11 protein-coding genes are annotated in these 13,734 nt (G+C 29.3%); all 11 read right to left on the reverse strand.

Going from position 1 to position 13,734, the window contains the following annotated elements; translation table 11 throughout:
* Positions 1-148: 148 nt before the first annotated feature.
* The 11 genes from G507_RS0104365 to G507_RS0104415 all read right to left on the reverse strand — a co-directional run bounded on the left by G507_RS0104365 (position 149) and on the right by G507_RS0104415 (position 13,657).
* On the reverse strand, positions 149-406 hold the full coding sequence (locus G507_RS0104365) for a hypothetical protein (RefSeq protein WP_026716339.1): 258 nt from the start codon (positions 404-406) through the stop codon (positions 149-151).
* Positions 407-473: 67 nt separating this feature from the next.
* On the reverse strand, positions 474-1,121 hold the full coding sequence (locus tag G507_RS0104370) for a nucleotidyl transferase AbiEii/AbiGii toxin family protein (protein ID WP_026716340.1): 648 nt from the start codon (positions 1,119-1,121) through the stop codon (positions 474-476).
* Positions 1,121-1,615 (reverse strand): helix-turn-helix transcriptional regulator, encoded by a 495-nt coding sequence (locus tag G507_RS0104375; protein WP_026716341.1) that lies wholly within the window; start codon positions 1,613-1,615, stop codon positions 1,121-1,123. Before G507_RS0104375 ends, G507_RS0104370 begins: the two co-directional genes overlap by 1 nt.
* A 707-nt stretch (positions 1,616-2,322) precedes the next feature.
* Positions 2,323-3,432 (reverse strand): HigA family addiction module antitoxin, encoded by a 1,110-nt coding sequence (locus G507_RS0104380; RefSeq protein ID WP_026716342.1) that lies wholly within the window; start codon positions 3,430-3,432, stop codon positions 2,323-2,325.
* 28 nt (positions 3,433-3,460) lie between these two features.
* Positions 3,461-3,805, reverse strand: a complete 345-nt coding sequence (locus G507_RS16415; RefSeq protein ID WP_157496484.1) for a type II toxin-antitoxin system RelE/ParE family toxin — start codon at positions 3,803-3,805, stop codon at positions 3,461-3,463.
* Between the two features lie 359 nt (positions 3,806-4,164).
* Complete coding sequence (locus G507_RS17270) at positions 4,165-5,286, reverse strand: hypothetical protein (protein WP_051191486.1); 1,122 nt, start codon at positions 5,284-5,286, stop codon at positions 4,165-4,167.
* A complete protein-coding gene (locus G507_RS0104395) occupies positions 5,286-7,121 on the reverse strand; it encodes a restriction system-associated AAA family ATPase (RefSeq protein ID WP_026716343.1) in 1,836 nt (611 codons plus the stop codon). Before G507_RS0104395 ends, G507_RS17270 begins: the two co-directional genes overlap by 1 nt.
* Entirely contained in the window at positions 7,102-8,823 is a 1,722-nt protein-coding gene (locus G507_RS16425; RefSeq protein WP_169627278.1) for a restriction endonuclease subunit S, read from the reverse strand. The genes G507_RS0104395 and G507_RS16425 overlap by 20 nt, the downstream gene beginning before the upstream one ends.
* A gap of 8 nt (positions 8,824-8,831) precedes the next feature.
* Entirely contained in the window at positions 8,832-10,469 is a 1,638-nt protein-coding gene (locus G507_RS0104405) for a class I SAM-dependent DNA methyltransferase (RefSeq protein ID WP_026716344.1), read from the reverse strand.
* Between the two features lie 10 nt (positions 10,470-10,479).
* Positions 10,480-10,857 (reverse strand): hypothetical protein, encoded by a 378-nt coding sequence (locus G507_RS0104410; protein ID WP_026716345.1) that lies wholly within the window; start codon positions 10,855-10,857, stop codon positions 10,480-10,482.
* 1 nt (position 10,858) lies between these two features.
* The gene (locus tag G507_RS0104415) at positions 10,859-13,657 is read right to left on the reverse strand and encodes a type I restriction endonuclease subunit R (protein ID WP_026716346.1); all 2,799 of its coding nucleotides are present in this window, start codon (positions 13,655-13,657) and stop codon (positions 10,859-10,861) included.
* Positions 13,658-13,734: the final 77 nt, after the last annotated feature.

Consider the following 13,734-nt stretch of genomic DNA (forward strand, 5'->3'; position numbering starts at 1 on the left):
GATTTATTGGCAAACTTAGTTTTTTTAAATATACTAAAATCACAAAAGTGTCTACTGATACTTCTTTGAGGGATATTCAAGGTTTGGTTACTAAAGGTATTTTAGAATAAGAGGGAAGTGGTAGAGGAACTTCTATGTACTATGCTTGCTACGGTTTAAGGTTTTCGTACTCCAAGCTGTTATAATGGTCTATTAAGCGATTGTATAATTCTTGATCGTTTTTCCAACCAGTGCCTAGGTGCTCTTCTATGTCAAAATTTGGAGTGACGTAATTTATGATCAGATGTTGTTTTGTTTTGAGGTATATTGTTTTGGTGTTTTGGGCAATGCGTTGTTCGTTTTCTTTGCTTTCTCCCCAAAAGCTTTGGTACACTTTATTTTTATTATCTCTTAGTATAAAATTCATTCTTTATTCTATTTGCTGTCTATTGCCCTTGAAATAAGGGTGTGCAAATATACTATTAAAAACCTTTTTACTCCCTTTTAAATTTCACCATAATTTCTTCTAAATCCTCTTTTATGAATTCCCAGTATTTGCCTCTGAAACAGATTGGTGTTAGATCATCATCAGCTTGTTCAAATTCTGTAAAGTTCTGAATAATTAATTCTCTGTCATGTGTATAAGAATATCTTTGTTGATGTAACTCCAACATTTTAGTGACGCTATATGAATCGATTAAATCATGTAAATCCCAAAAATCTTTTTTTCGACCACCTCTCTGAATTACATCCACCTTCATTGCAATAATTTCTTCAATTGTAGCCATTCTTACATCATCCTCCACGATAATAGGTTGTATGAATGTATCCGTATAAAAAATATCTAATTTAACCGTATTATGTTTATCTTCTCCAATAAAATATGCCTTTCCAAATGCAGGAGGTACATTTAATGAGTCGACATATTTGAAGTTACTTTTTAAATAAGACTCGATTTCGTCAAAATTTATAGTACCATAATCAGCATCTGTAAATAAATCTATATCGATGGATTCTCTATGACCAATTTGCAAACTTAGAGCAGTGCCCCCAACCAATCTGAAATTTTGAAAAACAGGAGCGTTCATTATGGTAACGAGACTAATTTTTAATAATTCGTTTACTGTGTTATAATGCAACATTATACTTTTTGTTTGTTTTTGTAAATGGTGTAAGGCTTTCTTTTTGCAACGTGAAGAGTTGTTTCAATTTTAGTAATTCCATAGAACTTTTCTAACTCTTTTTTTTCTATTTCACTACCACGTTCATATACCCTTTGAATAATTGCTTTATATTGTTTTTCCCAATCTATTTTAGACATATCCGTATCCCAAAAAAGAATTTTACGTAAAATTGGTAAGTTAGCACTGTGAAGCTTTTTATTTTTTTCTTCAGCTATATCATAATACGCTTGAAGAAAAACTAAAGCACCTTCTTCTAAACCCAATTCGTTTTCAATTTTTAATGCTAGAGCAGTGTTTAAGTTTCTACGCCCTTTGGTAATTGCATTAATTGTTTGTGGATGTTCTCCTAATAATAAGGCAAAAGGACGTTGAGGCATCTTCTTTTTAGCTAATAAACGCTCTAAAATGATACCTGGATGAATGCCTTTGTATTTTTCTAATTGAAATGTCATAGCACAAATGTAAACATTTTTGTTTACATATTAAAAAATAATACTTACTATTTTAGTTGAACGCAAAAGAACAGCTCTCTAATGAAAAGGGTTAAAAGAAATAAAAAAAGTGTATAATCTACATTACGATTTGTTTACTTATCCTTTAAGATATCATTGAATATCATTGAGCTTTTTAGTTTGACTATTTTCATGTTGATGATGAGTAAAGCATTTGAAATTTCATTTGTACTACTGAAATTCGACTGAAAAGCCAAAAGCCAATCTGTAGCGACTGGCATTTGGGTGGAAGCTTGACAATGTCTTGCTTCGGAAATACAAATATACTAAAAAATGGATGATTAGTAGCAAAGACCAATTGTGAGTTGCTTTATTTCACTAATTTTATTTTTTATAGGTGTTCACTGATTTTTAATTCAAAATTGTATTTTTACTTATGATTGCCAACTGTTTAAATAATTTGAATTACACTTGATAAGTTGTGAATTGCTTTTTCAAATATATTTTTTTTCATTTAGGTGTGTTAACACCTATTGCAATTCTGCGGTATAAGAATTTGAGCCTTAAGCCAGCTTTTTGAATGACGTGGTACTAGATATTTTTATTTTTAAATAAAATATTTTAGCCAATAGGCAGAGCGCTTGATGTGCGGTGGGACAAAAACCATGACAGTACTTTTTTTAGGAGCGTTGGGAAGGAGTGGCAATTTACTTTATATCGTGACTGATTCCTGTGAATGAACGGTAATCATTTAAAGTAAAACAGATTCTACCTCTTACAATACATGGGTGTATTTTTACTTTTTTAGCGAAAGCTTTTATGCTTTCATCATTGTTTTTGAATTCTAAATTTTTACTAAATTCTTTCCACTCTTGTTCATTTATTAACCCTTTTTGTGCGAAAGCATTGGCTTCTTTTTCTTCTGCTGAATTTTTGTATTCTTCTTCTTCACTTTTTATATCTAGGTCTATAAACTCAGCTGTATTGTTATTTACTAAATGTTCGTAAACATGTCCTAATTCGTGAAAAAGGGTAAATGCAAAATTATCTAAACGCTTGTGTCTTAAAGTCATTCCAATAGCTGGGTTTCCATTGCTCCAGAATGAAACTCCATCTACTGGTGTTTTTTCTCCTTTGGTTTGGTAAATTAATTTTATACCGTATTCTTTTAATTTTGATTGTACTTTATTTAGTACCTCTTTATTTTTAAGAATAATAGTTTTAAGTTCTTCTACTAATTTTTCTTTGTTTTCGTGATCAAAAGCAGGTACTACCATTTCTTTTGCTCTAAATTGTACTAGTTTTACCCAACCCATAATATTTACAAGGTCGTATTTTAATTTTGTAGATTTTTTAAAGCGTGCATAGGTATGTTGTACTCTTAATGCTGCTAATTGGTCTATGTTAGCAACTCCATAAATCTCTCTAACTGTTTGATTGTCTATTACAGGATTACCTGATAGTATTTTTTCTTTTTTATAAAAAGAAACTGGAATGAATTCTTTACCTACGTTCCAAACTTCTATAGCTTCTAATTGGGCCTTATTTTTTGCTTCAATGCGGGCTTTGTCTAGGTCGTAGTTTTTTTGAGCTTCCATCCAGTATTCTGCATCTATACCTAGTGTTTTTTCTAGTAATAAAGCTAAATCTGCGTTGATGTTTCTTTTGCCCTTGATTATCTCATTTAATTGCGTTCTGCTGAACCCAATCATTTTAGCAAAATCTATTTGCGAGAAATCATTTGCCTCAATTTCATCTAGCAATATGGTACCAGGATGTGTTGCGAAAGCAGGTATTTGTGTGTTTGTGGTTGTCATTTTTTCAATTTTGTTAGGTTCGTTCTTACTATTCGTAATGTTTACTCAGTTCTTCGATTTCTAAAATATCGATAAGGAGTTCATTTGAAGTGGAAGCTACTTCTTTAAAGATGATTCTGTACTGCATATTAACTGCTACAGCACTCAATCCTTTTAAATTACCTGTAAGTTTTTCATAGCGTAGTGCTTTTAATTGAAAGAGTTGTTTAATGTGTGTGATTGCTTTAAGCTTGTTTATTGTTTTTACATACTGGACTACCAACTGCTTGTTGGATTTATATTCTTTGTAGGGTTTGGTGTTCCCTTGGTATATGTCTTCTAAATATGCTTTTTGAAATTTTATTTTCATATTGGTGGTGAAATGCTTTTGCAAATATACATAATTGTTCACAAATAAGTGAACAATTATGTAATTATTTTATAAGAGTAGGTCACAGGTTTGAATCCTGAAATGATATAAACCACTATAGAATATGCAAAGTTTACTACCCAGAAGAAATTTGTGTGTCAAAAAAAATTAAAAAAAGGTTTTTTTTAAAAGATATAATATAGGCATATCATTTTTAACAGCAACTAAAACGGCTACTATATTTGCTAGGATTGCTATGATACTTTCAGGATTCATACTGTAGACTTAAATTTTTTTTTTAATTCTTGTAATAACGTTTTATTTTGTAATTATTTTAATTTTAAGTTATTTATTTGAATAAAACTTAATTTATATATTATCACTTAATCGTTATATTTTTTTTCAAACAATCCTTTACTTTTACATTCTTCTAGAAAAACACTTTTAATAAATCCTTGACCTGAAATTATATTTTTTCTTGCATCTTTTAGAATTACATTATAATATTGTTCTGCTCCATTTATATCAGATAGTGCTTCAGCATTTTGGTACTCATCCATTATTGAATTAAACCAATCTTTTCCTGCACTTGGACTACATAACAAAGCTTTATAACGCTCATCCAAACCAAAAACTCTAATCCAAGATTCTATTTGTTCTTCATAACCTTTCGAATCAATAGATAATTCAATTTCATCTGTTTTTAATTGTAAAATATTACTTGTATTAATTTTTACAGAAAACTCTATAACTGGATGGTTTTCAGCATATGGATAAAAAGCTAAACTTCTATTATCTTTATTTTTAATTGGATCAATTTTTTTTGGATTTTTTTTAAATATAGGAACTTTAGTCAGTTTGTAGGTAGAATTACACTCATTACACATTGGTGTAAGATTTTTAAAATTTAAAGTATTAAATGGATATGTACCTTTCGGAATAAAATGATCATAGGCTTCTCTGTAACTATGATTATTACCTTTTAAGTGATTAATACCACAAAAAGGACAAATTTCTTTGTTATTAGCTGTCATAAATTGGGTGTCATAATCAGTAATTAAAACTTTATTTAAGAAACCAAAAACTTCTAAATTAAAAGGTGAATTACTTCCATAAATTTTAGAATAAAAATCTTTAAGAGCTTTAGCTAAATTTGGATTATTCTCTTTAATATCATCATATGTCAATGGCAGAAGATCTTTGTTATAGCAAAGATTTTCGATATTGTTATTAATTTCATAATTATTTATAAGTTCTGTGATATAGACAGAATCTAGTTTTAGAAACTCTTTATAAATAGTCTCTATGCTACCATTAAAAAACGAAGCCCAAGCCCCTTCTAAATTACCTAAATCAATATATATCTGCTGTAATTCTCCATGATTTTCCAGTTTATCTACATTAAAATCCCCATCTGCTTTGCACCAAACTTCAAAAAATAAAAAATCAAGATATTCTTGAAGTTTTTCTATATGATGTGGTATGTAATTGTATGTAAATAACATTATTTTAAACTTTCTATTTTAGTTATAATTTCATTTACTAATAAAATACGTTCTACAGATTCTCCTAATTCTTTGTTGATTCTGATTATTAATTCCTCCATTTGTTTAGGTGTTTTTAATAATAGAAATTCAGTTTTAAATTCTTCTACTCTTTGCTGTGCGTATTCTCCAATAGTATTTGGCATTTCAAAAATTCGTATTCCTATTTTATTAACAGAAGAACCAAAAGTTTGAAATTCAGGATGTACCATTTCTTCAACTTTTCCAGTTTTATCATTCTTTTTAAATACATAAACATAATCACTTTTACTATCAGAAATTAAAAAAGGAGAGTGAGTTGTAATTAACATTTCTCGCATTGTTTCACTGCTGTCATCTTCTTCTTTGTTAAAACAATTTCTAATACTAGAAATAAACTTCGCTTTCCAGTCTGGATTAAAATGTGTTTCAGGTTCATCTAATAGAAATAAGGAACGTGTGTCTTTAAATAATAAGCAAAGACCTAAAGTGTGTAAAAATTGATGTTCTCCATCAGATAATGCTTTTGTATAAATACCTTTTGTTAAATTTTCCTTTCTTATGTAAAAATCTTTAAATCTCAAGATTCTACTTTCTTCAAGTGGAATTTGATGAATATCTTGATTGATAAAAATATTTTCCGAACTATAAGCTCGTTGTTTGTTTTTAATAGTTACTTCATTGTTATCTAAAACTAATAACAACTGAAACAATTCAAAAAGCTTTAATGGATTTTTTTCAAAATGAAATTGAAAAGCCTTCTTTGTGGCCTTATTTACGTTAAAATCTAAAATTAAATAACCTCTATCATCAAAATAATTTTCTGCATAACCATCTTCTGCGTATGTATCATAATGTCGTTGTTCTTGAGAATAAGTAGCACAACGTTTTAATTTCTCTAAATATGACCTAATGAATATACTTTTTTCATCAGATTGTAAATCAATATTATGTAATAATTTTATTTTATCTGTACCACCATATCTAGGATTGCCCTCTGTATTATCAAATGAAGCTGTTTCAATTTCCTTATCTGTTCTAATAATTAATTGAAACGATTCTACATCTTGAAGTTTTACGTAATCTTTAAAAGGTTTTAGAATTTTATTTTCTTTTTTATTCTCTATTTCTTCATCATCAACATTATCATACATTAATAAGTTAGTTAACAAAATAGCTTGACTAAAAGTTTCATCTAAATAAACTAAAGAGTTTTCAGGTTTTGGATCAACAAATTCACTACTAATTAAATCTTGCAAATAGGCATCATATTGTAGGTAACGACTTTTGAAAAAAGGCAAACTCAACGTTTCATTATTTCCTGATGCATAACCCACTACATATTCAGGCAATAAGTGTTTTATTTCTTTAGCATTTAATTCTGAATCATGAATAAACTCTTCTTTATATAACCAAGTAATTTTTGGAGGAAGATTAGTTTTTTTTACAATTCGAATATGAGCTTTTTTTGTATAATCAACTTCATTTGGAAAAACATTCTTATCTAAAAAAGTAAAATATTCTAATTCGTAAGCATTTATTCTTGATTTTTTTGGCTCAAAGCCTTTTGGGTTTTCTTTGCTTTTTTCAAAATAATCAGGCTTTTTACTTAAATAAATACAATCTAAATGGAAAAATATTTCGGCTAAAGCTTCTAATATATTCGACTTTCCACTACCATTAGTTCCTGCTAATAAGTAAGGATTAAATTCGGTAGCATCATTAAAATGAAAATCTCGTAAGAAATACATCTCGAAACCTTTTTTAAGAGAACGGAAACCGTTGGTCTGATTTATTTTAAGCCTTATAAGCCTCATCGGTTAGTTTTAGTTTTACAGTATTATCTTCATCATCATAAATTTGTTCTAATAAAGGTGGTTTGGCATCTATAAATTGGAATATAATATTCTTCCATTTTTCATTATCAAAATCCATATCACCTTTATGATAGAAAAAATTATGTAGCTTTTCAAACAAATCTTGTGATGTAAAAGACTTATTTTTAAAATGGTCTTTTAGTAAAAATTGATAAAATACATCATCACCCATAAAGTCAAAATCTATATTCTCTCTTGAAGCTTGAATATCTACAGGAATACCATAAAAGTCAGCTAAAGACAAATTAGTTATGTCTCTTTTTACTTTTGGAATGACTTTAAGCTTTAATATCTCCTTTTCTAAAAACACTGGAATTTTATTTACAACTTTTGTAGGTTCTAAAGAGCCAGCAACTGGAGTTGTAATTTGGCCAATTGACTTGTCCATTTCCTTTTTAAAGTCTTCTGGAGTTTCATTTGAATCAGCTGAAAAATATTTTGTTTTTCTCAGTAATACTCTACTAACATCAAGTTGTCCTTTAAAAGCCAACTGACTTAAACTACCGTATAAGTCTTCTAGTTCTTTTAAGTGATATTTATATTTGCTTTTTAAATCTTCAATTATTAATGCAATTTCATCAAATTTTTGCTGTAATTCAATGGGTGGATGTGGTACTTTAAAACTTCTTAAAATAGCCAAATTAATGTTTTTTTGAGCAGCTGCTGGTGCATTTTTTTCTAATATTTTTTGAAAAAAAGCAAATAAATGATGAACAAAAAAGTTTGTTGCAGAATTTTTATCTACAATAAAGCCAACAACACTATCTGGAAAACAAGCATCAAATTTCAAAATACCCGTCTTAGCAATATTTGCAGCAATTGAAATACATAATGTTCCTGCAGGCCATTTTTTACTTTGTGCAAGACCTAAGTCAGAATATGTTTTAGTATATTTTTCAATATATGTACTAGAATTAGCTATATCTCCAGTTTGTATTAATGGATGAACACCATTTAATAATTTAGGAGAATTTCGTGGTCTATGTTTTGATATTCCCCTTTCTATTGTGCCAAATTTAGATAAAGGAACTATTTTCCAACCTTTCTCATTCTTAACAGGATCACCAAACATCTCTAAAAAGGTAGACTTCAATAATTCATCTAATAAAGTAATACTTTCTTTTCTTTTTTCAATTAGCGTTTCACAATCGCTTAATACTTTCGCAATGCGTTTTTGGTTGTCTATTATTGGTAAGTTAAACTTAATTTTATTTAAGTTTTTACGTGAAATTCTCTTTCTTGTAGTTCCTGTTATATGTTTATTTATCTCACGACGAAATAAATCATTATTAATTATATATTTTAAGAAAAGGTTATCTATTTTTGGGTTGTTTGGACGAATAACACAAACATCTACCGCAGTAACAGCTTTTGTATTGATATTTGGAAAAATACATGCTCTACCAATTGGGTCAGGCATTCTGGCCATTAAAACATCTCCAGGTTGTAAAAAAGTGCATTTTAATCTTTCTGCTTGAGCTAAATTCATAAATCTATTCGATTTATTTACAAAATAACCATCACCTATATCAGCAAGTTGTATTATCCTAACTTCTCCATTTGGATCTTGATCTTTACTTTCAATCCAATCACCATCATTAAATATTCCATTTGGGCTAATTATTTGACTTAATGTTTTCATTTTATCCATTAAAACAACTCTTTTAATTCATTCAATTTTTCCGAAATTTCTTGCTCTAAACCTTTTTCAACTAATTCTCCCTTTTCATTATAGTTACCTAATAATTTGACTAAAATAACCTTAGGCTTTTCGTATTCAATCTCTTGAAAATCATCTGTTTTATAACGAGAAAAGCTTAATTCATAGCTTTCATCCTTTATTTCATTTTTAGGCACAAAAAAGTGTTTTCCTTTTCGGTCATTTTCTTTTTTAACACTTCTAACTTTGTACTCTTTTATAATATCTTGTAAATCACCGTAATTATCACTACCATCATTTTCTTTAAGTTTGGCACGTTTGTCATCCAAAGTATAGCCATCACTTTCCATGTCATAAAACCAAACATTTTCGGTTTCACCACCTTTAGTAAAAATTAGAATGGCAGTACTAACACCAGCATAAGGTTTAAATACTCCGCTAGGAATTGTAATTACTGCTTTTAATTCTGACTTTTCAATCATTAATTTTCTGGCTTCTATAAAAGCTTTTCCAGAACCAAACAATACCCCTTGTGGTATTACAATACCAGCTGTACCACCCATTTTTAACATATTATGAATACGTTCAATAAATAATAATTCGGTTTTAGTAGTGCCTAGCTGTAATTCTTCATTTATATCACCTTTATCAATGTTGCCTGTAAACGGTGGGTTCGCTAAAACGACATCATATTCAGAGGTTTCAATATAACTTTTGCTTAATGTGTCTTTGTAATCAATTTGTGGGCTATCAATTCCGTGCATCATTAAATTCATCAAACCTAAACGCACCATTGTTTGATCAATATCATAACCTTGTAAACTTTTGCCTAAAATATTTTTTACTTCTTCGGTCATTAAAGCACTTCTACTGCTACGAATAAAACCGTCTTCATCTGGTATTTGTTTGGCTTTTTCTTTGTCTAATTGGGTTACCATATATTGATAAGCACCTAATAAAAACCCACCAGTTCCACAAGCTGGGTCAGCAATACGTTGTCCAAGTTTTGGGTCAACTAATTCTGCTAACAATTTAATAATATGCCTTGGTGTTCTAAACTGACCGTTTTTTCCAGCAGATGCAATTTCACTTAACAACATTTCATAAACATCTCCTTGAATGTCTTGAAAATCTTGTCCATTTTCATTGGCATCTTGTTCCATTAAGTCAAAAATATCGTCAATGCTTTTTACAGCTTCTAACAATAAGGATGGTTTTGGAATAATAAAAACAGCATTTGCCATGTGCTTAACAAACGGAGAGGTTTCTGTATCAATTTGCTTTATAAATGGAAACACAAAACGTTGTACGTGTTGAAGCATTTCATCTGCTGGTAAGCGTTTAAATTCGCTCCAACGAAGTTTTTGTTTATCTATACCATTTTGTTGTAGTTCTTCTTCTTGCTTGGTAGCATAGTAAATTCCTTCAAATTTTGAGAAAAAAGTTTCTCCAGTAAATTCAGCATCAGATAAATTTTTTAAATCGTTTTCATCTAATTTTTTCATAAAAAGCAAATAGGTAATTTGCTCTATGGCTGTCAATGGGTTAGAAATTCCACCGCTCCAGAATTTACTCCAAAGATCATTTATTTTTGAGGCAATTTGAGGGTTGCTGTTTATTAAGCTCATTTATTGTGTTTTAATTGTCATTTTTAAATTTTTTATAATTATCAGCATTAGTCCAAAAAGTAAAACAATCAGCTATTACTTTATTTTCCCAATTTTTATCTGCTTTTAAATCTTGCCATGATTTGCCATATATTTGTTCACATAATTTATAGAAGCCATCACCTTGTTCTCGTTTATTACTTTTATGTGTGATTAAAGCACTTAACAAAGGTCTATTCTTATTAAATTCATGAACAGAAACTTCACCTAGCCATTCACCAATTAAGTCCCTATCATAAGAGCTATCAAAATTGAGACCTAGTTGTAATTGGTCATTTAAATGAGAATAAGTCCAAGTTGTTTTTAATCTCGCTAATTCAATTAACTTATTTCTTATATCTTTTATCATATTAGGCTACAAATTTTTGTGTTAAAACTAGTATGTCTTTTATTTCTGTTGGTGTAAAAACACCTCTTATTCCTTTTGGATGAATGATAGTAAAAGGAGCTTGAATTAAATCTCGTTTTTCAATTGTTCCTCTTTCAATAATATAGTTTTTCAATAAACTTAAAAACTCTATTTGTCTTGTAGTCAAATAGGTGTGTGTTGTAATAAACTGTTGAACTGCTTTGCTTACTTGTTCGTCAAAACGTTCCAAAATTTCAATTCCCAAAATATGTTTAATAAACTGAATGAATTTAGCATTTTGATGATTGTAAACCTTTCTCAATAAGGATTCTGTTATATGAGGGTCAGTTTCGTGTAATTCATCTGCTAAAAGTTGTGCTTCTTCTTCAGTTATAGTTTTGCCTTCTTTCAATTTTTGTAAAATAGGGTTTTGTTTAGTAAGTTCGGCAACTTTTGCTTCAACCATTTCTCTATATTTTGTAATGCTTACCGCTTCATTTTGTGGGCCAAACTCTACCATTTCTTTTGTTTTTAAAACATCGTGTAAATTTAGGTTAGTTATAGCAGTTTTTGCGTTTAAAGTTTCTCTAAAATGAATTAATGGTGATATAATATCTGCTAACTCATCAAAACCTTCATCATTTATTACTTTCCAAAAATGGTTACTTTTTACTTGTTGTATATAGTTTTTATGTTTAGCAACACTATTTATTGTTAAAGGCAATTCACTAACGATAGTAATAATATTCTCTTTTAAAGTATCAAATTGTACTATTTCTTCAGCTAGATGTGAAATAGATAATTCTAATACATCTTTTTGAAAACGCATCGATTTAAAATTAGTTTGAGAAACTGTCTTAAATAGAGGTTTTATTCTTTGTCTCAAAAAATCAATGCTACCTGCGTTTAAATTGTTCCAAAAATCATCGGAAGTTACAATTGATATATCAGAACTTGCATCTTGAATAACGACCGAATTTATAGGTAATTCTAAAAGTTGTAAACGTAATTTATTAATTTCTTTGATTGCAATGCTACTTTTATCAAGCTCCAAAGCTAATTCTATTTTATCTAATCTTAATGCAAAATAGCGAACAGGTAAAGGTATTTGTGATTTTAATTCTTTTCCTTTTGGATTTATTTTAAAATATTCAAAATTATCCCAACAGTCTAAAATTAAAAATGTGTCTTTTTCAGGACACCAAGGCTTTATTTTTTTAGGTTCAATTAATCGTGTTCCACGACCAATCATTTGCCAAAATTTAGTGTATGAAAATACAGGTTTGGCAAAAACTAAATTCACTAATTCCCTAACATCAATTCCTGTATCTAACATGTCAACACTAATCGCAATACGAGGCATATCATTATTAGTAAATTGATGCAGCAAACCACCTTTGCCGTAAACTCTAGGATCATCTGAAACCATTACTTTTGCTAATTCGCCAACATACTCAGGAAATAAAGCGTCAAATATTTTTTCTATACGTCTAGCATGAGCAATTGTAGAACAAAAGAATATAGTTTTACCTGGCAAAACACCATTTGGGTCTTTTATGCATTCTTCCATAAATTCCTTAACAATAGTAACATTAGTACCTTTGTTAATAACAGCTTTTTCAAGTTGAGTTCCTTCAAAGTTAATTTCAGCGACTTCTTTACCTTCTAAAATAAGTTTCTTTTGGTCTTCTAAAGTGATTGTTCTTTTACTAATTCCTTCTTCTTGAAATTTTGTTTGAATTTTCATTACTTGAAAATTACACAAATAAGGAGGGATATTGTTTACTGCTTCTTCATAGGAATAAGCAAAAGAAGGCAAACCATCTTCACATTCAAATAATTTAAATGTATTGTGGTCAATCACATCGGTTGGTGTAGCTGTCAAACCTAATGTAGTAGTATTGAAGTAATCCAATACTTCACCATACGTATTGTAAATACTTCGATGACTTTCATCGACTACTATCAAATCAAAAAAATGAGGAGATAAACTATTTACTTCATCTCTAACGATATTCAACATTGTAGGATAGGTAGAAATATAAACACGTCTATCAGTTGCTATATTCTTTTCTCCAATTTTAGGCCAACGAGGCTCATTAGGTAAGTGTTCCTTAAAAGCATCTAAAGCTTGGTTTCGTAGAGCAATTCTATCTACTAAAAACAATACACGTTCTGCCCATCCTGCTCGCATTAATGCATCAACTAAAGCAATACATGTTCTGGTTTTCCCTGTGCCAGTAGCCATTACTAAAAGAAATTTTTGATGTTTCTTTTCGATACCTTCCATAACTGAACGAATCGCTTGTATTTGATAATCACGACCTGCAATATCAGTATTTATTAATTCAGTCGCTAGAGGTTTTCTGTTTTTTCTAATGTATAAGTAACGCTCTAAATCATCACGTTTTGGAAATCCTAATACTCTTTTTGGAGGATAATTTCCAATATCCCAGAAATAAATATCGTGTCCATTGGTGTAAAAACAAAAAGGAAGTTCACCACCAGACACATTTTGTATATTTATACAGTATTGTTTTGCTTGTTCTCTTCCTAATTCTGCATCAACACTTGTTTTTTTTGCTTCAACAACTGCTAATGCTCTACCATCTTTTCCTAATAAAACATAATCACTAAATTGACGACTATCATACTTCGATTCTGGGTCATTAACAATATTATTTGAATTTACATTAATATTGAATTCTTCAACTACTTGCGTTAAGTCATTAAGATTCCAACCCGATTCTTTTAGTCGGATATCAATGATTTCTTTGCGAGTATGTTTTTCGTTTTTCAAATTATTTAATTTATAATTTTACTTTTTTAATCATCATTAATGATATTTAATCAAGAATAAAATATTTGTATTTAAAA

The organism is Flavobacterium gelidilacus DSM 15343 (genome assembly GCF_000422685.1).
Lineage (GTDB): Bacteria > Bacteroidota > Bacteroidia > Flavobacteriales > Flavobacteriaceae > Flavobacterium > Flavobacterium gelidilacus.

Excerpts from the sequence above, each read along its gene's own strand:
- G507_RS0104365 (WP_026716339.1), bottom strand. The coding sequence starts at position 406 with ATGAATTTTATACTAAGAGATAATAAAAATAAAGTGTACCAAAGCTTT.
- G507_RS0104370 (WP_026716340.1), bottom strand. The coding sequence starts at position 1,121 with ATGTTGCATTATAACACAGTAAACGAATTATTAAAAATTAGTCTCGTT.
- G507_RS0104375 (WP_026716341.1), bottom strand. The coding sequence starts at position 1,615 with ATGACATTTCAATTAGAAAAATACAAAGGCATTCATCCAGGTATCATT.
- G507_RS0104380 (WP_026716342.1), bottom strand. The coding sequence starts at position 3,432 with ATGACAACCACAAACACACAAATACCTGCTTTCGCAACACATCCTGGT.
- G507_RS17270 (WP_051191486.1), bottom strand. The coding sequence starts at position 5,286 with ATGTTATTTACATACAATTACATACCACATCATATAGAAAAACTTCAA.
- G507_RS0104395 (WP_026716343.1), bottom strand. The coding sequence starts at position 7,121 with ATGAGGCTTATAAGGCTTAAAATAAATCAGACCAACGGTTTCCGTTCT.
- G507_RS16425 (WP_169627278.1), bottom strand. The coding sequence starts at position 8,823 with ATGAAAACATTAAGTCAAATAATTAGCCCAAATGGAATATTTAATGAT.
- G507_RS0104405 (WP_026716344.1), bottom strand. The coding sequence starts at position 10,469 with ATGAGCTTAATAAACAGCAACCCTCAAATTGCCTCAAAAATAAATGAT.
- G507_RS0104410 (WP_026716345.1), bottom strand. The coding sequence starts at position 10,857 with ATGATAAAAGATATAAGAAATAAGTTAATTGAATTAGCGAGATTAAAA.